Here is a 20,597-nt window from a genome sequence, read left to right on the forward strand (position 1 = left end):
TAGGAGTCTTGTATGGATATCTTCGACACTCTAGAAGACCGTATCGCTCAACTGGTGAGCCGGTTGCGTGCGGTTGAAGAAGAGAATAAAACGCTCAAGGCCACCCTTGAGAGTGAAACCAATACGCTCAGGGACGCTCTTGAGCAGGAACGCCAGAAGAAAGATGCAGTTCTCTCACGGGTCGACCAACTCTTGAAAAAGCTTCAGGAGGAGTCCATCTGACGTAAGGACCGATGCCCAGCTACATGAAAGACATTCTTGGTCTTGAACTTTCCTTCAAGACCGACGCGGAGCCGGACCGCGTGGACCTTGCCGCCGGGTTGGTGGAAGAACGGTATCGCTTGCTTCAGTCCGGTGGCAAGAATCTCAGTAAGGAGAAGTTGCTGACGTTTGTGGCCCTGGGTTTGGCGGACGACTTGCTTATGGCGAACCAGAAGCTTGACGAGATGGAAAACAAGCTCGATAAGCTTTTGAGTCGAATAAAAATGCCGGAGCTTTGATTTTCCGGCCATTATGCGAAATCTCCCTGGGGTGTGCGTGATCGTCGATCGATTTTTGAGCCGATAGCGTACTATCGGGTGACGCTTCGAAGCGATTGGTGTGCAGACCCGCCCGCGGGTAGCCTGAAGGTCGCTCAGTATCGCCCACCTTGCGAATGCAAGGTTCAAAATCCATTGCCGACACGGCGCTCCGGGGGTTTTCGAACCGCGAGTCCCTTGACGTGCGCCGGCGGCGCTAGCAGGCGCGGTGCGCCCCTTCCTGCCGTCCTTTCCCCGCCTCCTTTTCGGTCGCAAGCGTTGTTTACGCGCGAAACGCCGCGTGGGCCCACTCCAGGCCCCGGGTGTTTACCGGGCCATGCCCGTGGACCATATAAGGAGTCGTCATGGAAATCGTTGACATTGTCATCGCCTTGTGCGGCGTCGTGGCGGGCGCGCTGGGCGGCTGGCTCCTCAACAGGTGGGTCTCCGCAAAATCATTGGCGGAATCCAAGACCCTTGCCGAAAGAATACTTGAGGAAGCCCGCAAGGAAGCCCAGGCCCACAAGAAGGAGCTTATCCTGCAAACCCAGGATGATCTCTACAAACAAAAGCTCGAACACGAGAAGGAATTCAAGGAACGCGAGGCGCAGTTCGTACGCAAGGAGTCGGTTCTTCAGGAGAAGCAGGACAAACTCGAAGTCAAGCTCGAAAAGGTCACCCAGAAGGAATCCGACCTGGTCAGCCAGGAAAAGCGCCTGAACACCCAGGAAAAGCACCTGGAGGAAAAAGAGGAGAAGCTCGAAACCCTCGGTCAGGAGCAGGAGCGCAAGCTGCAGGAAATTTCCGGCATGACCGCCGAAGAGGCGCGCAAGCTGCTTTTGGCTGAGATGGAGAGCCGCACCCGCCACGAAGCCGCACGGATGATCCGCCAGATCGAGTCCGAGGCCAAAGAGGAAGCGGGCAAGAAGAGCAAGGAAATCATCGCCCTGGCCATTCAGCGCTACGCCGGCGAATACGTGGCCGAGCAGACCGTCACCGCCGTGACCCTGCCCAGCGAAGAAATGAAGGGACGCATCATCGGCCGCGAGGGGCGCAACATCCGCGCCCTGGAAGCCGCCACCGGCGTGGACCTCATCATCGACGACACCCCAGAAACCGTGGTGCTTTCGGCCTTTTCCCCCCTGCGCCGCCAGATCGCCAAGCTGGCCCTGGAACGTCTTATCACCGACGGCCGCATCCATCCCGCCCGTATCGAAGACATTGTGCGCAAGGTCGAGCAGGAATTCGATGTCAAGCTGCGTGAAATCGGTGAGCAGGCCACCTTCGACGTGGGCGTGCACGGCATCCACCCCGAGCTGGTCAAGCTGCTCGGGCAGTTGCACTACCGCACCAGCTATTCACAAAACGTGCTGCGCCATTCGCTGGAAGTGGCCTCGCTTTGCGGCATCATGGCCGCGGAGCTGGGCCTGGACGTGAAAAAAGCCAAGCGCGCCGGATTGCTGCACGACATCGGCAAGGCCGTGGACCACGAGATCGAAGGCCCGCACGCCATCATCGGCTACGACCTGGCCAAGAAGTTCGGCGAGTCCAAGGACATCACCCACGCCATCCAGGCCCACCACGAGGATGTCCCGCCCCGCACCGTCATCGCCACCCTGGTGCAGGCCGCGGACAGCCTTTCGGGCGCGCGCCCAGGCGCTCGCAAGGAACTGCTGGAAAGCTACGTCAAGCGCCTGGAAGAACTGGAAAACATCGCCGTGGACTTTGAAGGCGTCAGCAAGGCCTACGCCATCCAAGCCGGACGCGAGATCCGCGTCATGGTGGATTCCGAGGCCGTGGACGACGACAAGACCCATCTGATCTGCAAGGACATCGCCAAAAAGATCGAGGACAACCTCACCTATCCGGGACAGATCCGGGTCACGGTCATCCGCGAGCGGCGGGCCGTGAGCTACGCGAAATAACCAGTCGACCCCGCCGCGCCGGTGACCCTCCGTGTTCCGGCGCGGCGTTTTGTCGCCAACATCCAGACGCGAAGCCATTTCATGCGCATCCTTTTTCTCGGAGACATCGTGGGCCGGCCCGGCCGAAAAGCCGTGACCGAAACCCTGCCCAGGCTGCGCCGCGAGCTTGGCCTCGACCTGGCCCTGGGCAACGCCGAAAATGCCTCGGGGGGGATCGGGGTGAACGCCAAGGCCGCCCGGGAGCTTTTTTCCGCGGGTTTCGACGTGCTTACCAGCGGCAATCACATCTGGAAATACAAAGATATCTATAACGTCCTCTTGGAAAATCCCCGCCTTTTGCGTCCGGCCAACTATCCCGAAGGCGCGCCAGGAAACGGACTCGGCCTGTACGAGAGCCCGGGCGGCGAGCCGTATGCGGTGATCAACCTCATGGGGCGCACCTACATGGAGGCCGTGGACTGCCCGTTCCAGTGCGCCCAGAGCCTTTTGGACCGGATTCCCGGCGACGTGCGGGTGCGGCTGGTGGACTTTCATGCCGAGGCCACCTCGGAAAAGCGGGCCATGGGGTATTTTCTCGACGGCCGTGTGAGCGCGGTGCTGGGCACCCACACCCACGTCCAGACGGCGGACGCCCAGGTGCTGCCGCGCGGCACGGCCTACCTGACGGACCTGGGCATGTGCGGACCGGCGCGGTCCGTGCTGGGCATGGACGCCACGATCATCATCAACCGGTTCCTGAGCCACCTGCCCGCGCGGTTCGAAGTGGCCAAGAATCCCGCGAACCTGTCCGGCGCGTTGCTCGACATCGATCCCAAGACGGGCCTGGCCCTGGCCGTAAGCCCCTGGAAAGGAGAATGACCGTGAATATCTTCGACGAATTGGCCTGGCGCGGCCTCATCAACCAGACCTCCGACGACGTGGGGTTGCGCGCCCACCTGGCCACCCCCGGCCGGGTGATGTACTGCGGCTTCGACCCCACCGCTCGTAGCCTGCACATCGGCAACATGGTGCCCCTTTTGGCCCTCATGCGCTTTGCCAAGACCGGACACAAACCCCTGGCCCTGCTGGGAGGAGCCACCGGGTTGATCGGCGACCCCAGCGGCAAGGACAAGGAACGCCAGCTCAACACCATCGAAATCGTTCACGCCCAGGCCGAACGCATCAAGGCCCAGGTGCTCAAGCTCTTTGCGGATAACGACGCCGAAGTGGGCGTGGTCAACAATTACGATTGGACCAGGAGCCTGACGGCCATCGACCTGTTGCGCGACGTGGGCAAGCACTTCACCATCAACTACATGCTGGCCAAGGACTCGGTGAAGGGCCGCATCAACCGCGAAGAATCGGGCATCTCCTACACCGAGTTCAGCTACATGATTTTGCAGGCCTACGACTTCCACTACCTGCGCGAGACCAAGAACTGCACCCTGCAGATCGGCGGCGGCGACCAGTTCGGCAACATCACCGCTGGGCTGGAACTTATTCGGCGCAAGACGGGCAAGGACGCCTTCGCCCTGACTTTTCCCCTCATCACCACGGCCAGCGGAGCCAAGTTCGGCAAGAGCGAAAAGGGCGCCATCTATCTGGACCCGGAAATTACCTCGCCCTACGCCTTTTACCAGTACTGGGTGAACGCCGATGACCGCGACGTGGTGAACTTCCTGAAGTATTTCACCTTCCTGCCCAAGGAAGACATCGACGCCCTGGCCGTGGAAGTGGCCGAGCGTCCGCACCTGCGCCAGGCCCAGCGCACCCTGGCCGCCACCATGACCGACATGGTGCACGGCAGCCTGGAGACGGCCAAGGTCATGTCGGCCAGTGAATTTCTCTTCGGCAAGGGCGAGCTGGACAAAGTGGACGTGAAGACCCTGAAGGCCGCGCTGGAAACCGCTCCGGGCAAGACCTACGCCTCGCGTACGGCCCTGCCGGACCTGGTGACCCTGCTGGTGGAGCTCGGCCTGTGTTCCTCCAAGGGCCAGGCCAGAAAGGACCTGGCCGCCGGAGCCATCACGGTCAACACCAACAAGGTGGCCGACAGCTACGATTTTCCCGATCAGGATTTCCTGGGTGGCGAGCTTTTGCTCGTGCGCAAGGGCAAGAAGAACTACGGAGTGGTGACGCTGGGCTGAGTCGGCACAGGCCCCCGGCCTTTCCGCCTGGGCTCCGCCAGGTTTGCCTCGCGAATCCCTTTGGCGGTTCGGGCGTTCTCCGCCCGGACCGCCTTTTTGGCGTTGCGCGTACCGACCCGGAGCGCGGTCGAAGCCTCCCGGGCGGGTCAAGGGAATTTCGCAAGGGGGCGCTTGCGCGGCAAGGCGGCGTCCCGAGGGCTTTGCGCTCGGTTCGAGCGGCTACCGCGTGCGTCCGTCGTCCAGCAGCCGCTTGATCTCACTCGCCAGCACGTCGAGGGCGAAGGGCTTGCGCAAACAGCAGGCCGCGCCCAGGTCCATGGCCCGGCGCATTTCGTCCTCGCCGGCCAGCCCGGTGAGCACCAGGGCTGGAATCCCCGCCAGACGGGGGCCGGCTTCGCGCAGAAAGGACAAGCCGTCGCGTTTGGGCATGCGAATATCCACGATCAGAAGACGGAATCGGCGCTTGTCCAGCAGGTCCAGGGCCTGTTCTCCGTCGGCGGCCAGGGCGACGGCGTACCCTTCGGCTTCCAGGGATTCCTTGAGAATGTCGCGAATGTGGCGTTCGTCGTCCACTACGAGAATGGCGTTTTCGGTTGCGCCCAGCCCTGACGGTTCGGGCAAAGCGTCGGCGCCGGTGGCCTTCAGGGGCAGGCGCACCCGCACGCGCGTGCCTTGGCCGGGCTCGCTTTCCACGACGATTTCACCATGGTGCTTGGTCACCATGGCGTAGCTGGTGGAAAGTCCCAGGCCCGTGCCCTTGCCTTCGGGCTTGGTGGAGAAAAAGGGGTCGAAGATTTTTTCCAGGTTCTCCTTGGCAATGCCCACGCCGGTATCGGAAACGACCACTTCCACCCGGTCGTGCTGCGGGTCCTGGGAGGCGGACAGGGTGAGGCGACCGCCCGAAGCCTCCATGGCGTGTTCGGCGTTGATCACCAGGTTGAGAAACACCTGCTCCAACTGGCGGGCGTCGCCCTGAACGGGGGGCAGGTCGGGGGGGACGTCCATGGCCACGTCGATGTTTTGCTTGACCAGTCCGCCGCGCACCAGATCGAGCACGCGGGTGAGCACGTCCGCCAGGCGCACGGTTTCCATCCGCAGGGGGGCGGGGCGGGCGAAATTCATGAGGTTGGAGAGAATGTCGCTTATGCGTTCGATCTGTTCCACCATCTGGTGAAAGCCGCGTTTTTTCTCCGGGTCGGTTTCCTTCATTTCCAGCAGTTGCGCCCGGGCGCTGATGATGGCCAGGGGGTTGTTGATCTCGTGGGCCGCCCCGGCGGCCAACTGTCCCACAGCGGCCAGGCGTTCGGTCTGGAGCAGCTTGGCGTTCAAGTTTCGCATGGAAGACATGGCCTCGGCCAGGTTCTGCGCCCGGGCGTTGCTCTCTTCGAGCAGGGCGATGCGTCGCAACGCGCCGGCTCCCAGCAGGGCCAGGTGGCGCAGGGTGGCATGGTCGGACGACGCGGGCGGGGCGGCGTCTTCGTCGGGCGGGGCAGGACTCGGGGCCAAAGCGGTCGTGGGGGGGCGCAGCAGCAACTCCAGGCTGCCGCCGTCCTGGCCGAGACGGGCGGTGGCGATGACAAAGCCTTTTTGCAGGTGCAGGCAGGCGCCATCCTGGGCGGGAACCGCGCCAAGGCGTACCGTAGCGCTTTCCAGCAGGTCGGGATAGGGGGGACGCAGGACCTTGCGCTGTACGGCCGGTTCCTCGGGAAGGGTTTGGGGGGCGCGCAAGCCCTTGTCGTCCCAGAAGATGGCCTGGCCGGCGGAAGTCTGGTCTTCGCGCAGGCGGATCATGCCCTCGGGGCAGGCGAACGCGGTGGAAAGGCTGCGAGCCAGGCGCACGAGCACGTCGGTGGTGTCGCGGGCGTTTTCGAGCAACGCCCCGGCCTGGGCCACGCCGGCCAGGCTGCGCGCCTGTTCGGCCTGGGTGACGGTGACGCGTCGCAGATCCAGGGCGGTGCGTCCAAGCACGGCGTTGGCGCGTTGCAGGGCGTTGAAGTAAAACGCCGCCGGGTCGTTGTCGAAGTTGAACAGCACGGCCTTTTCCAGGAACCGTGTTCCCACCTGCGCGGTCAGTTCCGTGACCGCGCGTTCGTTGGGCAGGGCGCACGCCGCCAGAAGCTGGCTTCGGTCCGGATCGCCGGGATCGGGCGGGGCGTGGCCCATGGCCTCCAGGGCCATCCGGTCGGCCAGGGCCACCAGGGGCAGGGGGTCGCCCCGGTCGAGCAGCCCCGTAAAAAGGGGCGCGTCCTGGTGGTGCAGCCAGGCCGCGTTCACGAACAGGGCGGGCAAACGCCAATGTTCCAGGAGCCACTTGCCGGCCAGACAGTGATCCGCTCCGAAAGCCTGCTGTTCGGCTTCGACAAGGCCGTGGCCGTGAAGATCCCGGGCGAGCAATGCGTCGTAGTCGTCGGGCAGGGCGGAGAGCATGACCAGTTTGCCGCAATCGTGCAGCAGTCCGGCCGCGAAAGCGGCCCCGCTCAGGGCGGGGCGCGTGCGTTGGGCCAAGAGTTGCGCGGCCACGGCGCAAGCCAGGCTGTGCTCCCAGACCTGGCGAATGGGGCCGTCCGCCGCGGCCTGCTTGGCGAAGAGGCCGTCGCGTACGGCCACGCACAGGGCCACGATGCGCACGGTGTCCAGGCCGAGGAGCATGGTGGCCTGGCGCACGGTAAGCACCGCGCCGCCCTTGATCGGGCCCTGGCTGGCCAGGTTGGCCAGCTTGAGCAGGGAGGCCCCCACACAGGGGTCGACTTCCAGAAGTTCGATCAGGTCGGCCAGGGAGACGTCTTCGCGTACGGCCAGTTCGAGAATGCGTCCGGCCACGGCCGAGGGAGAAGGAAGGGCTTCGATGCCCGCGACGAGACGCTTGAGCCCGGCCTGTGCCGGACCGTGGGCGGAAGAGTTCATACTGGCGATCCCGAAGCGCGGCCCGACCGGGTCGGACACGGTAAGAGCGGAGAACAACCGCCAAGAACGCACAGACGGCGACGGGACTTTTTCATGCCCGTCCCGGTTTGGCAAGCGGGGCGCGCCTGGACAAGGGCGGATTCCTGCTGTAGCGAATAGAAAAATACATAAGACCCGGGCTTGCACGTCGGGCGCTTGTCCGTCCACAAATCCGCGGTCGTATGGCGAGGTGGACACCACGCTGTAACCGCAAACGTTTACGGACCCGCACCATGAACACGCCCGTGATCCTGTTGGCGGACGACGAACCTGAACTGGCGGACGTCTGTCGGGAGGCCCTGTCCGGTATCACCGACCGCATCCTCGTGGCCAACGACGGCATGCGGGCCTACGACATGCTGCGCGAGGGCGGCGTGGATTTGCTCTTGAGCGACCTGCGCATGCCCGGCATGGGCGGCATGGAACTGCTCTCCAGAATACGCTCCACGGGCGTGGACACCGACGTGATCGTGCTCACGGGGTACGGGACGTTGGAAAACGCCGTGGAATGCGTCAAGCTCGGCGCGGTCAACTATCTGCTCAAGCCGTTTCGCATCGGGGAGTTGCTCGGGGCCGTGGACAAGGCCCTGCGCGAGCGCGCCCTGCGTCGGCAGCAGAAACGGGTGGGGAACTTGTCCACCATGCTGCGATTTAGCGGCGTGCTTTCCGAGCAGGCGGACTTGCGCTCCCTGGTGAAAGAGTTTTTGGCCCAGGTGCGCGAGGTGTTCGAGCCGGACGGCATGGTCATGTTTCTCACCGGCGAAACGCGTCGCCAGGTTGGCCAGCATGTCCTGGTGGGGCCGTTTTTCCGAAAAAACGAAGCCGCGCGCGGGTGGTTCGGCCAGTTCGCCGCATCCTTGCTGGAGCGGGGGCGGCCCATGCTGCTGGACCAGGCGCTGTTGCGTCAGGCCCTGGGGCCGCTTGCCGGCACGGTGGCCGCGCCGGTATCGGCCATTAGCGCCGTGGTCGGAGCCGGTCCCGCGTCCGCCGGCGTGGTGGTGGCGGTGCGCGGGGAAGGGCGTCTGCCCTACACCCTGGACCAACTCCAGTTGCTGACCCTGTTTTCCGCCCACACCGCCCTGTGCCTGGAGAGTTGCCGCGCCTGCCAGACCCTGCGCGCCATGAACCGGGAAATGGTGCATTCGTTCGTGAGCGCGGTGGAGGCCAAGGACCCCTACACCCGGGGCCATTCGGAGCGGGTGAGCGAGTTCGCCGCCTTGCTGGGCCAGGCCCTGGGCCTGCCGAAGGTGGAGACGGACCTCTTGCGCACCGCGGGCATGCTGCACGACATCGGCAAGATCGGCGTGCCCGACCTCATTCTCAACAAGCCCGACAGCCTCGAGTACGGGGAGTTGGTCATCATGCGCCAGCACGCCGAGATCGGACGCAACATCCTCAGGAACGTCTCCAGCCTGGAGGACGTGCTGCCGGCGATCTTCCATCACCACGAGCACCTGGATGGTCGCGGCTACCCCATGGGGCTCGTCGGGAGCGAAATCCCCCTGGCCGCGCGGATCATCAGCGTGGCCGACGGCTATGAAGCCATGACCTCCAATCGGGCCTACCACCCGGCCAGGACTCCGGCCGAGGCCTCGGACATCCTGAGACAGGGGGCGGGCGCGCAGTGGGATCCCCAGATCGTGGACGCCTGGCTGGACGTGCTCAAGCACAAGGGCGTCTTGTCCCGTTCGGGGCCCGACCCCGGCACGGTGTTCGCCACCTGACCGGCGCATGCGCGGGACGGGCCAAGACTCTTCCGCTTTCGAAAAACCGCTTCGGGAAGAGCCTGTCGTGCGCGACAAGCCCTTCCCCCGCGATTTCAGCACCGCTGGGAATCAGCAGATTCTTTCGCGCGGGGGGGCGATTTCCCCGCACAGGCGCTGTCCGCGTTCCGGTCCGGGGCTGGCCAGGACCGGCTCCGGGAACTGGTCGGCCGGACAGTCGAAGGCCACCGCGGTGATCATGTGATTGAGTAGGCCCATGGCCGAGGTGTGGGCGGAAAAGAGATGCTTGGACATGAAGGCGGCGGCCACCTGGAAGCTCGCCGGGCGTTCGTCGGCCTGCCAACGCCGCAACAGGTCGTAGGAGGTGTCGGCGGCCTCGCGGAAACGACCGAGGCGGGCTTTGAGCCGCTCCCAGACCGCTTCGAGGTCGGGGTCCTTGTCCTGGCGGTCGATGCGGCCGGCGGCGCGGCAGCTTTCGTTCAGGGATTTGATCAGACATTGCCCGGATTCGGGCAACTCGGACGAGACGTCCAGCACCATGGTCCTCAGGCTGGCCACGGCGTTGCGCAGGTGCTGGCGCAGGACCAGCAGATCGTTTGGGCTGTGCATGGCGTACCTTCCGCGTTGGGGTTTCGCATGGCGTCCTTCCGGACCATGCGCGACCCCCTGGTAGCAGGGCCCATGCGGCGAGCGTATTGCGTTGCCGAGACGAATGGCTGACACCGAACGTGCGGTTTTGTTGCGAGGTGAAGCGAAAAAGCGCTCCGGCGGCGGTTGGCGGGGCGGCATCGACACCCGAGGGGGGCGTGACGCCCCTTCGGATTCAGGCGGGGACCTGCGGCTCCTGGTCGATCACCACCACCTTGTTGCGGCCGGTCTGCTTGGCCCGGTAGAGCATGCTGTCGGCCAGGGCCACCAGATGCTCCCAGTCCATTTCCGGCGGCGTGCAGCCGGCCACGCCCACGCTGATGCTCAGCCGGGCCAGTCCATCCTTGCAGGGCACGCGCAAATCGCCCACGGCCAGGCGGATGCGTTCGGCTATGGCGGAGGCCTGCTTCAGCCCGGTTTCGGGCAAAAGGGCCACGAACTCCTCCCCGCCGTAGCGCGACCAGGTGTCCTCGTGGCGCAAGAGAGACTGGGCGCAGGCCGAAACCCGTTGCAGGGCCGCGTCTCCGGCCAGGTGTCCGTGGGTGTCGTTGAAGGCCTTGAAGTTGTCCAGGTCGAGCATGAGACAGGCCACGGGATGGCGGTGGCGCAGGGCGCGTGACCACTCCTTGGCCGCGATTTCCTCCAGGGCCAGGCGGTTGGACGCGCCGGTCAGGGCGTCGTGGCGGGAGAGGGAGAAGAGCTCCTGCTTGAACTTTTCCGATGTGAGCAGAATGAACAGGGACGTGAGCGCGGAAGTAATCAGGCTTGAGATCAGGTAGAATTGCACCTGAAAGAGTTCGGGGGAAAAGATCGAACCCAGGGGGGCCCGCAACGCGCCGGTTCCCCGCCAAATCAAGGAAACGTCGTGCACGGCCAGCAGGATGCCGATTACGCGGAAGGTGTTGGCCAGGGATTTGTCCGCACTGGTGAAGCAGGCCCACAGCGCCACCAGGTCCAGGGCCACGGCCGCGGCCGAAAAAACCGCCACCCTGGCCGAGAGGTTGGGTTGGACGAGAAGAAACCAGGCGATGGCCCCCAGAAAGGTTGCGCAGACCGCGGAGCCGTATCGCCAGGGCAGAGTCTTTCCCGCCGCCAGGACCACGCCGAATTTGATGAGCATGATCCCCGGCATGAGCAGGGCGTTGGAGGTGAGCACCAGGAACCAGGGAGCCCCGGGCCCACGGGCGCCGACCAGAAGCGAGCCCATGGCGGCCAGGCAGGCTCCGATTCCCCAGAGCTTGGCGTAGAGAACCTTTTGGTGCGTCCGCCACACATAGGCCAGGATCATGCCTTGTATAATGTTGCACCAGGTCAAAACGACCACAAGGGTGCGTATATCGAGTGCGATGGCGATTTCTCCGGCCCGGCGTCTCCATGATGACGGGCTGTTGTGCGTCAAGAAAGTCCGTGCCGTCTTTGCCTCGGCATCCTGGAAGCAGGGACTGCAATATCGAATAGTCGGCGTACAAGGGAGAGGGAACGGGACCACGCCGAGGACTGGCGGAATCCCTCCCGATAAGAACGGGTACACTCTTAACCCGCGCCGTGGCAAGGCTGGATCGAGGTTTGCTCAGGAAGGGGCGGTCCTGGCGAGGCCATTGCCAGGCGTTTGGCAATCGTGCTACCTTTATACTGCGTGAAATGGTGTTTCGAGCGGGCACGAATGCCAATGGACCGGGTTCCGACAGTGTGAACATCATGAGATATTGCCTCCCGTTGTGTTTCTGCCTCGCGGCGGCCGTCGCGCTGTCGGCGTGCGGAGAACGGCCGGAGATCCTGTTGGGATTTTCTGGCCAACTGACGGGGATATCATCCGATCTGGGCGTGCAGGGGCGAAACGGAGCCACCTTGGCCGTGGAAGACGTCAACGCCGGCGGCGGCGTGGCCGGACGCAGGCTCAAGCTCCTGGCCGAGGACGACGGCAACACGCCGGAGGGCGCTCGAAGAGCCGATGAAAAGCTGCTCGACTCCGGGGTGGTGGCCGTTGTCGGGCACATGACCAGCGCCCAGACCCTGGCGGTGATCGATCTGTTCGAGGCGCGCCGGGCCGTGCTGGTTTCGCCCACCACGGCCACGCCCTCCCTGACGGGAAAGGTGGACCAGTTCTTTCGCGTGATTCCCGACAACAGGTCCTGGGGCGTGGGCTTGGCCGAATACCTGGCGAGCCATGGGCCGCACAGGGTTTTCGTGCTGGGCGACTCGGACAACGCCTCGTACGTGGACGCCTTCAACTCCGCCTTCGTCGAAAGGTTCACCCGCGACGGCCGGGGCCATGTGGTCGGGCGGGAGTGGTTCTCCTCCCGGGCCGGACCGGACTGGAGCCGGGAAGTCAAGCGCATACGCCAAAGCGGGGCCCGGGGCGTGGTCCTGGCCGCTTCGGCCCGGGACGTGGCCGCCTTCGCCAAGGCCAACGGCGTGGCCGGGACCGGCTTGGCCATCTTCTGCCCCACCTGGGCCTACACGCGCGAGATTCTTCTGGCCGGCGGTCCGAGCGTGGATGGCATCGTCTTTTCCACCTGCTATACCGAGGAAAATCCCTCGCCGTCCTTCAAGACCTTCGCCGCCCGGTACGAACAACGTTTCGGTTGGCCGCCCAACTTCGCCGCCGCCTACGCCTACGAGGCGGTCATGCTGTTGGCCAAGGCCCTGGAAAAGACCGGCGGCCTGCGGCAGGGACTGGAATCGGCCCTGGTGTCCCTGGGGCCCCAGGCCGGCGTGGTCGGCACGTTCTCCCTGGACGCCTACGGGGACGTGCAGCGGGAAAGCTTTCTCGTCACCATCGAAAACGGCCGTTTCCAGAACGTGGACCATGACCGCTGATCCCCAGGCCAGAGGGGTCGCCGACATCATCGGCCGCAGTCTGCTCGCGCGGTCGTTGGTCCCGGCCGTGGCCTGCCTGGTGCTGTTCACCGGCTACCTTTGCATGCAGCAGAAGGCCGAGGTGGAGGCGCAGGACGTCAAGTACGCCCAAAGCCTGGCCGCGTTCGTCCAGGGCAACATGAGCGCCACCTGGACGGCGCTGGGCCATTTCGCCGACCAGGCCCGACCCGACTCCCTGAAGGACATGCTGGCCATCATGCCCTCCATGGAGCGCCTGTTCTGGGTGGACACCCGGGGCAACATCCTGGCCGTGGCCCCGCCCGAGGCCATGGAGCGCAACTTCTGTCTGCACTTCGACGAAAGGCCGGGCCGGCGTCTTCTGCTGTCCAGGCCCCTGCCTTCCCCCGACGGCCACGGCATGAACCTGCTCGTGGGCGTGCGCAACGAGTCGGGCATGGTGTTGGCCGCGGAAATGAGCCTGCGGGAGATCACCCAGTACCTGACCGAAATCACCGGGATCTGGCCGGACGAGGTGATCGTGTGCGACAGGTTCGGCAACCTGATCTCGCATCCCGACCAGGGACGGGTGCTGCGCCAAGAGAACATCGGCGATTCGCCCCTGTTCAAGGCCGCCGTGAACGACAGACGCAGCCTGGTCTACGGGGAGGACGGCGCCTACTATCTGGGCGCGGCGGCCAAGGCCCCGGAACTGGGCTGGCTGGTGCTGGTGCGTCGTTCGGCCTGGCGAGCCCTGGCTCCGGCCCTGATCCGGGTGGCCAAGGGCGCCACGCTCATGGCCGTGGCCCTGGTGGCCTTTACCCTGGTGGTGCGCCGCGAACTGGATATCAAGATCGCCAAGCCCATGGAGCGCTCCACCGCCAGCCTGGCCCAGGCCGACGCGGGGCGTGGAGTTCGGTTCCCCGAGCGCCCGGTCTTTTCCGAGTTGCGACGGTTCGAGCGGGCCGTGCAAGACATGGCCAACCGGTTGCAGACCGGCGCGCTCAGACTTCAGGAAAGCGAGCAGCGATTTCGCGCCATTTTCGAACAGGCCGGGGTGGGCATGGTGCAATGCGACGCCACAGGGCGTTTTCTGCGCGCCAACGCCTTTTTCCTGAAACTCACGGGCTACGACGAGAGCGCCCTGACCGGTTTGACCTTCACCGAGATCACCCATCCGGGTGATCTGCCCCGGGACTTGCAGTTGCGCAAGCGCTTGGCGCAAGGGACCATAGGCCCCTACGCCCTGGACAAGCGCTACCTGCGTCCGAACGGCGAAAGCGTGTGGGTGAACCTGTCCGTGGCCGCGGTGCGCGACGCCCGGCAAGAGGTGGATTCCTACATCGGCGTGGCCGTGGACATCACCGCCCGCAAGTTGGCCGAGCAGGCCATCGACGCCTCGCTGCGCGAGAAGGAGACCTTGCTGCGCGAGATCCATCACCGGGTGAAGAACAATCTGCAAATCATTTCCAGCCTGATCAGCCTGCAGTCGGACCGCATCCGGGATCCCTGGGTTTTGGAGCAGTTCGCCATTTGCAGCAACCGGGTTTCGTCCATGGCCCTCATCCACGAGGAACTGTACGGCTCGACCAACCTGGCCCAGGTGAACGTGCGCCATTACGTGGAACGTTTGGCCCCGAAGCTGGTGGCGACCTATCAGGCGAAACGGCCCGTGGTCTGCCGGGTGGAGGCCGACGACGTGACCCTGAACATCGACCAGGCCGTGCCGTTCGGGCTGGTCGTCAACGAACTGGTGACCAACGCGGCCAAACACGCCTTCAGGGAAAACGGCGGCACCATCACCGTGACGGTCCGGCGGGTTGACCGAACCGTTGAAGCCGGCGTATCCGACGACGGGGTGGGGCTGCCCGAGGGATTCGATCCGGCGGGCGCGACCACCCTGGGGCTGTCCCTGGTCACGCAGCTCGTGCGCCAGTTGCACGGGGAACTCGTCATGGGACAGGGCCCGGGCGCTTCGCTGGGATTTCGTTTTCCGGTCAAGGAGACCTGACCATGTCCATGCCTCGGGTGATGATCGTGGAGGACGAGGCCGTATCCGCCATGGCCATGCAAAGCATGGTGAAAAAACTCGGTTGTCTGGTGTGCGGATGCGTGCCCACGGGAGAGGAGGCTCTGGAAGTCGCGGCCGCCCAACACCCGGACGTCATTCTCATGGACGTTCGTCTGGAAGGGCGACTTGACGGCATCGAGACCACCTCCCGCATCAAGAAGATGGGCGACGTGCCCGTGATTTACATCACCGCGTTCAGCGACAGCGCCACGCGGGACCGGGCCAGGGCCACCAATCCCCTGGCGTTTTTCGTCAAGCCCCTGGACATGTGCCTGCTCAGGAACATTTTGGCCCCCGTGGTCGGCCTGGACGGGTGCCTGTCGCCGTGCCCGGAGGACAGAGGCTGAGCCGGGACCGCGAGGCGCCCGGAAACCGTCCCCACGCCGCAAGTCCCGGACCGTTCGGAAACCGGCGCGTCGGGCTCGTCAGGGCGTCGGAGTCCCGGGACCGGGGGGCTGGTCCGGTCTGTCCGGCGGGGGAAACCAACGGCTCCAGGCCACGAGCGCCCCGGCCGTGAGCGCCGACAGCGCAAGCAGTGTGCGCCCCAGGGCGCGCCCCCGCCAGAGCCCGCCCCACCAAAGACGCAGTTCGTAGAGCATGATGCCGGTCTTGCCCTGGTAGCGCTCCAGGTTGGCCAGAAAAGCCTTGGAATCGGTCGGATCGACCGGATAGGCCGTCTCGCCGGCGATTTCGTAGCCTTGCGCCGGGCTGGGCTCGTCCTTGCCGCACAGATCCAGAATGACGAAGGCGCATACGCCGGCCAGGAGCAGGGCCAGGGCCAGGCGTTCGAGAGGGGCGGTGGGCATGTGGGCTCCGCGTTGTGTCCCGATCCTGCAAGAATCGACTTTTTGGACGGGCTGTTACCCCCTCAAGGCCGGCCTTCCGGTCCCGGACGCAAGGGTTCTGGCGTCTTCGCCTCGGCTGGCGTCCTTCATCTGTTCGATCAGGCTCCTGAGCACTTGAGACTGGTGCGCGAGTTCGCCCACGGCCTGGGCGGACTGGCCCATGGCGTCGGCGGTCTCGGAAGAGATGCGGCTGATGTCCTCGACGCTGCGGTTGATCTCCTCGCTGGCGGCGGACTGCTGCTCCGAAGCCGTGGCGATGGAGCGGACCTGGTCCGTGGTCAGGTCGACCAGGTTCACGATTTCGTCCAGGGATTGGCCGGATTTGCCCGCGAGATCCGTGGCGGAGTCGATTCGTTCCACGGCCTGGTCGACGTTTGCGATGTTCGTGCGCGCGCCCTCCTGGATGCCCTGAATCGCGTCGCCGACTTCCTTGGTGGCGTGCATGGTCTTTTCGGCCAGCTTGCGCACCTCGTCGGCCACCACGGCGAATCCGCGTCCGGCCTCGCCGGCCCGGGCCGCCTCGATGGCCGCGTTCAGAGCCAGCAGGTTGGTCTGGTCGGCGATGTCGGAAATGACTTCCAGAACCTGTCCGATGCCTTCGGCGCGCTGGCCGAGCGTGGTCATGTCGGCCTTGAGCGCCAAGGCCGTGGCCTGCACCTCGCCGATGCCCCGCACCACCTGCGTCACCACCTGGGACCCCTCTTCGGCCTTGCGCCTGGCCTTGTCGGCGGTGTCGGCAGCCTGGGAGGCGTTCTTGGCCACTTCCAGCACGGTGGCGTTCATCTCCTCCATGGCGGTGGCCGTTTCTCCCACGCGCTGGGCCTGGTGTTCGGTCCCCCGGCTGGACTCTTCGATCTGCGCCGACAATTCCTCGGAAGCCGACGTCACCACCTCGACCACGCCTTCGAGCTCGTTTGCGGCCTGCAGCATGCCCTCGGCCTTGGCCCTTTCGGCCCGGGCCTTGGCCGTTTCCGCTTCGCCGGCGGCCAGTCGGGCCTTTTCGGTCTCGCGCGCGGCCTCCTCGCTCTTCAGGGCGGCCTCCCCGATTTTGTTTTTCAAGGTGGCCACCATCTTGCGCAAGGCGTCCGCCAGCACACCGATTTCATCCTTTTGGTCGATGTCCAGGGTCTTGTCCAAATTGCCGGCCGCGATTTCCGAGGCGAAGTCCACGCCCTTCGACAGGGAGGCGACGATACCCCGCGCGATGAATCCGGCAAGCACCGCCGAAACCGCGATGGCCAGAACGCACAGGAGAATGGAGCGCGTTCGCGCGGCGTCGGCTTCCCCGTTGAACAGCGCGACTTTTGCCTCGCTACGTGCGTTGAACTTTTCTCCAAGGATGTCGAGGCTCTTCATCGCCTCGTCTCCGGCTACGCTCGCGCTTTGGCCGTAGGTCTTCAGCTCTTGCGCAATGTCTGGCGGATTGTGTTGCAGAAAGGGCAGGGCCTTGTTTTCCAGAATGTCGATGAGCGTGGCGGTGTGCTCTTCGTAGGACCGGACCAGGTTTTTTTCTTCGGGGGTTTCCGCCGCCTCCATGGCCTTGGCCACGTCCTTCCGGAACGCGGCCTTGATTTCGGCGAGGTCTTTTCGGACCTCGTCGAGGCGTCCGCTTATGAGCGCCGCGCCCAGCAACGTCCCCAGATGCTCCAGGCGGCTGTCCGCCTCGCCCTGGCGCAGGGCTTCGTCCTTGTGTTCGATGGCCTCGCCGGAAAGCACCTGCAGATGCCCCATGGTGGAGAGGAGAAGGAAGCAGAGCGCGATCATGAAAAGAAAGCTCAAGCCGAAGGCCAGGCCAAGACGGACGGATATCTTCATGTCGTTGAGCATGAGGTGTCCTTGGAGAAAAGATATCAAGGGAAAGCGATGTGCATGCCACGCGAGAGAAAGAACAGATGTATCCTCTATCCATCTTTCTCGCGGCCGGCGTCAAGAACTGAATGCGGCATTCGCGCCGGTCACGGACGCAGGGCGATCAGACGTGCGGTTCGACGCGTTGGGCGGCCAACAGGTCTTCCACGCGCAACATGCCGAGCACCCGGTCGGGATTGTTGGTGTCCACCACGGGCAATTGGCTCAGTCCGCTGTCCACGAAGGCGGCCAGGGCCTGGCGCAGGTCCTGGTCCGGGGTGAGCAGGGCGAGAGGGCGGGCCAGGTCGTGCACCACCACCAGGGGAAAAAGACAGTCCTCGAACATCACCCGGCGCACGTCCTTGAGGCTCAAGAGGGAGGTGAGGTGGCCTTCGGCGTTGCGCACGGCGAAGGTCAGGGTGTCGGTGTTGGCGATGATGTCGGAAAGCGCGCCCAGGGTGGTGGACTGCTCCAGCACCACGTAGCCGCCGGGCTTGTAGGCCTGGCCCACGGTCAGGGCCCCCAGGGCGATCATGGCGGCTTCTCCCCGGTGGGCCGGGGATTGGTTCTTTTCGTGCAGTTGGTTCTCATAGAGGCATCGCTTGCCCGAAAGCATGAGGGCGATGGCCGAGGAGAGCAGCAGGGGGGCCAGCAGGCCGTATCCCTGGGTGATCTCGCACACCATGACCACCGGCCCGATGGACGCGTTGGCGGCCGCGGCGAAAAAGGCGGACATGCCCACCAAGGCGAAAGCGCCGGGCTGAGTCACCACGTCGGGGCGCAGGCTGTGTCCCAACTGGCCCACCACGCCTCCGGTCATGGCCCCCACGAATAGGCCCGGGGCGAACATGCCGCCGGAAAAACCCGACCCGATGGTGAGCGAGGTGGCCACGATCTTGCCGAGCAGGAGCGCGGCCAGGGTCAGGGCCGGCAATTGGCCCAGGATGGCCAGTTCCAGGCTTGTGTGGCTCGATCCCATGAGGGAGGGAAAGGCCATGCCCACCAGTCCGGCTCCGAGTCCGCCCAGGGCGGTGGTGGCGGGCAGGCCGAGCCGGGCGCGCAGGGGGGCGAAGATCTTATACTTGGTGAAAAAAAATCCCCGCACGTAGAACCAGGCGCTCAGGGCGCAGGCGCCGGCCAAGACCAGATAGAAGGGAATCTCCAGAAAGCTCGACAGGTGCATGGAGGGCGCGTCAAACACCGGCTTGGCCCCGAAGAACAGGGTGACCACGGTGTAGGCCGTGACCGAGGCGATGACCGAGGGCAAAAGGGCTTCGGCCTCGAAATCGTCGGAATAGAGCACCTCCACGGCGGTCAGGGCGCCGCCCAGGGGGGCCTGGAAGATGGCCCCCAGGCCGCCGGCCGCGCCGGCCAACAGGAGAATGCGCCGATCCTTGGCGGAAAGTCCCCGCTTCTGGGCCAGCCAGGAGGCCGCGCCCGCGCCCATGAAGGCCACGGGACCTTCCTTGCCGGCGCTGCCGCCCGCGGTCATGGTCAACAGGGAGCTCACGGTGCGCAGCACCGCCGCCGCCGGCCGGATGCGGCCCTCGTTGCGGTGGAAGGCCCGAATCATGGCGTCGGTGCCGTCGGTGCCGGCTTCGGCGGCTTCGGGGGCGAAACGTTCGATGCACAATCCCGTGAGAGCCCCCACCAGGGTGGTGCACAGGGGCACCAGCCAGGGACGGGTCAGGCCGAACAGGTCGTAGGCATGGGCCGGCGTGTATCCGAACGCCTTGTACTGAAAGAGCTTTTCGAGTTCCGTCAGGGCCACGGAATATCCCGAAGTCAACAGTCCCGCCACGGTCCCGGCCATCACGGAAAGGGTCAGCCAGCGCAGGATGCTGGAGCCGAACAGTCTCTGGCGAATCCGCCAGGGAGTGAACGATCGGTCGACCACTCCCCTAGAGCTCCGCTTCGGCCGCGTCGAGAATGCGCCTGGCCAGGGCCACGTCTTCGGCGATGCGGGCCTTGAGCTCGTCCACGCCGGAAAATTTCTTTTCCGCGCGCAGGCGCTGGACAAAATGCAAGTCCAGGATTTGGCCGTAGAGATCTTCGTGAAAATCCATGATGTGGGCTTCCACGGTAAGATTCTCTCCGTCGAAGGTAGGGTTTTTGCCGATGTTGGCCACGGCGGGCAGGGCTTCGCCCCGCAGGCTGGCCCAGCAGGCGTAGACTCCCGTTCGGGGAAGCATTTGGTCCGGGGCGTCCAGGTTGGCGGTGGGAAAGCCCAGGAGGGCTCCGCCGCGTCCCGCGCCGCGCACCACCATGCCCCGCACCTGATGAAAGCGTCCGAGCAGGGGCTTGGTGTCCCAGACATCGCCGGCGGTCAGCATGTCGCGCACGCGGGTGGAGCTGACCACCGCGTCATCGATGAGCACGGGGCTGATGCGCTCCACACTGTAGCCGTACTTTTGGCCCAGGGCGCGCAAGGTCTCGTAGTCGCCGCGTCGTCCTTTGCCGAAAGCCCAGTCGTGGCCGATGATGAGTTCGCGCGCGTCCAGGCCTTCCACCAGGTACTGGCGCACGAAGTCTTCAGGCTCCAGCGAGGCCAGGGCGCGGGTGAAGGGCGCCACGAAACAGGCCTCGATGCCCAGCTCCGCCATCAACTCGAGCTTGATTTCCAGGTTTGTGAGTCGGGGGGGCGCGTCCTTGCCCAGAAGCACGCGCCGGGGATGGGGCTCGAAGGTCATGGCCACGCTGGCCAGCCCGGTGACCCTTCCCCGTTCGCGAGTACGGCTCAGAAGCTTCCGGTGAGCCATGTGCACGCCGTCGAAGTTGCCGATGGTGAGGCAGCATCCTGCCAGAACGCCTTCCAGTTCTTCAAGCGAATAGGCCACGATCATGAGGGATATCCAAAGCAAGCGGGTTTTTCGCAGCCTCGGTTACCTCAAACCGCGCCGGTCAGCAACCGGCGGAAATAAATTTCACCGGAACGAAAAAAACACTTGCCAAGCATGGCCGGCAGATGTACTTATTCGCTCCCGGCCGAAGTGGTGGAATTGGTAGACACGCTAGGTTCAGGGTCTAGTGGGGGTTCCCCCGTGGAGGTTCGAGTCCTCTCTTCGGCACCATCTTTCCAGAAGGCCTCTCGCGGCAACGCGGGAGGCCTTCTGCGTTTTTCCCTGTTTTTTC

The 20,597-nt window shown here is 64.8% G+C and carries 16 protein-coding genes, 1 tRNA gene and 1 other RNA gene; 11 read left to right on the forward strand and 7 right to left on the reverse strand.

Annotated features, from left to right (window positions below; genetic code table 11):
- Positions 1–12 precede the first annotated feature (12 nt).
- The 6 genes from ACYQ01_RS14365 to tyrS all read left to right on the forward strand — a co-directional run bounded on the left by ACYQ01_RS14365 (position 13) and on the right by tyrS (position 4,569).
- Positions 13–222, forward strand: coding sequence for a cell division protein ZapB (locus ACYQ01_RS14365; protein WP_459934547.1), 210 nt, complete (start codon positions 13–15; stop codon positions 220–222).
- Between the two features lie 23 nt (positions 223–245).
- Positions 246–500 carry a cell division protein ZapA gene (locus ACYQ01_RS14370; protein WP_459934548.1) on the forward strand — a complete coding sequence of 85 codons (255 nt, stop codon included), beginning with the start codon at positions 246–248 and terminating at the stop codon, positions 498–500.
- A gap of 20 nt (positions 501–520) precedes the next feature.
- Positions 521–701, forward strand: a non-coding RNA gene (gene ssrS / locus ACYQ01_RS14375) — 6S RNA.
- A gap of 182 nt (positions 702–883) precedes the next feature.
- Entirely contained in the window at positions 884–2,443 is a 1,560-nt protein-coding gene (gene rny / locus ACYQ01_RS14380) for a ribonuclease Y (protein ID WP_459934549.1), read from the forward strand.
- A gap of 81 nt (positions 2,444–2,524) precedes the next feature.
- Positions 2,525–3,301 carry a TIGR00282 family metallophosphoesterase gene (locus tag ACYQ01_RS14385; RefSeq protein ID WP_459934550.1) on the forward strand — a complete coding sequence of 259 codons (777 nt, stop codon included), beginning with the start codon at positions 2,525–2,527 and terminating at the stop codon, positions 3,299–3,301.
- Positions 3,302–3,303: 2 nt separating this feature from the next.
- Positions 3,304–4,569 (forward strand): tyrosine--tRNA ligase, encoded by a 1,266-nt coding sequence (tyrS, locus tag ACYQ01_RS14390; protein WP_459934551.1) that lies wholly within the window; start codon positions 3,304–3,306, stop codon positions 4,567–4,569.
- A gap of 219 nt (positions 4,570–4,788) precedes the next feature.
- Here the strand turns inward: tyrS and ACYQ01_RS14395 are convergent, their stop codons facing one another.
- On the reverse strand, positions 4,789–7,473 hold the full coding sequence (locus tag ACYQ01_RS14395; RefSeq protein ID WP_459934552.1) for an HDOD domain-containing protein: 2,685 nt from the start codon (positions 7,471–7,473) through the stop codon (positions 4,789–4,791).
- Between the two features lie 272 nt (positions 7,474–7,745).
- Between ACYQ01_RS14395 and ACYQ01_RS14400 the strand changes: the two genes are divergently transcribed.
- Positions 7,746–9,236 (forward strand): HD-GYP domain-containing protein, encoded by a 1,491-nt coding sequence (locus ACYQ01_RS14400; RefSeq protein WP_459934553.1) that lies wholly within the window; start codon positions 7,746–7,748, stop codon positions 9,234–9,236.
- Positions 9,237–9,347: 111 nt separating this feature from the next.
- On the opposite strand, the gene ACYQ01_RS14405 is transcribed toward ACYQ01_RS14400, so the two are convergent.
- Together ACYQ01_RS14405 and ACYQ01_RS14410 are read right to left on the reverse strand one after the other, a co-directional pair.
- On the reverse strand, positions 9,348–9,845 hold the full coding sequence (locus ACYQ01_RS14405; RefSeq protein WP_459934554.1) for a hypothetical protein: 498 nt from the start codon (positions 9,843–9,845) through the stop codon (positions 9,348–9,350).
- 214 nt (positions 9,846–10,059) lie between these two features.
- Positions 10,060–11,172 (reverse strand): GGDEF domain-containing protein, encoded by a 1,113-nt coding sequence (locus ACYQ01_RS14410; protein ID WP_459934555.1) that lies wholly within the window; start codon positions 11,170–11,172, stop codon positions 10,060–10,062.
- 491 nt (positions 11,173–11,663) lie between these two features.
- Here ACYQ01_RS14410 and ACYQ01_RS14415 point away from each other — a divergent pair, with 491 nt between their 5' ends.
- Genes ACYQ01_RS14415 through ACYQ01_RS14425 form a run of 3 tightly spaced genes read left to right on the forward strand, consistent with a single transcriptional unit; the run spans position 11,664 to position 15,119 of the window.
- Positions 11,664–12,704: an ABC transporter substrate-binding protein gene (locus ACYQ01_RS14415; RefSeq protein ID WP_459934556.1), complete on the forward strand. Its 1,041-nt coding sequence runs from the start codon at positions 11,664–11,666 to the stop codon at positions 12,702–12,704.
- Complete coding sequence (locus ACYQ01_RS14420; protein WP_459934557.1) at positions 12,694–14,712, forward strand: sensor histidine kinase; 2,019 nt, start codon at positions 12,694–12,696, stop codon at positions 14,710–14,712. Before ACYQ01_RS14415 ends, ACYQ01_RS14420 begins: the two co-directional genes overlap by 11 nt.
- 2 nt (positions 14,713–14,714) lie before the next feature.
- Positions 14,715–15,119, forward strand: coding sequence for a response regulator (locus tag ACYQ01_RS14425; RefSeq protein ID WP_459934558.1), 405 nt, complete (start codon positions 14,715–14,717; stop codon positions 15,117–15,119).
- A gap of 78 nt (positions 15,120–15,197) precedes the next feature.
- On the opposite strand, the gene ACYQ01_RS14430 is transcribed toward ACYQ01_RS14425, so the two are convergent.
- The 4 genes from ACYQ01_RS14430 to ACYQ01_RS14445 form a co-directional block, all read right to left on the reverse strand.
- Positions 15,198–15,578, reverse strand: a complete 381-nt coding sequence (locus ACYQ01_RS14430; RefSeq protein ID WP_459934559.1) for a hypothetical protein — start codon at positions 15,576–15,578, stop codon at positions 15,198–15,200.
- A 54-nt stretch (positions 15,579–15,632) separates the two neighbouring features.
- Positions 15,633–17,444: a methyl-accepting chemotaxis protein gene (locus ACYQ01_RS14435; RefSeq protein WP_459934560.1), complete on the reverse strand. Its 1,812-nt coding sequence runs from the start codon at positions 17,442–17,444 to the stop codon at positions 15,633–15,635.
- Between the two features lie 145 nt (positions 17,445–17,589).
- Positions 17,590–19,362, reverse strand: a complete 1,773-nt coding sequence (locus tag ACYQ01_RS14440) for a chloride channel protein (protein ID WP_459934561.1) — start codon at positions 19,360–19,362, stop codon at positions 17,590–17,592.
- Between the two features lie 4 nt (positions 19,363–19,366).
- Positions 19,367–20,308, reverse strand: a complete 942-nt coding sequence (locus ACYQ01_RS14445; RefSeq protein WP_459934562.1) for a bifunctional riboflavin kinase/FAD synthetase — start codon at positions 20,306–20,308, stop codon at positions 19,367–19,369.
- 141 nt (positions 20,309–20,449) lie between these two features.
- On the opposite strand from ACYQ01_RS14445, the gene ACYQ01_RS14450 reads away from it, so the two are divergent.
- Positions 20,450–20,536: transfer RNA gene (locus ACYQ01_RS14450), tRNA-Leu, on the forward strand.
- The last annotated feature ends 61 nt before the right edge of the window (positions 20,537–20,597 follow it).

It is taken from the genome of Fundidesulfovibrio butyratiphilus, from assembly GCF_054657235.1.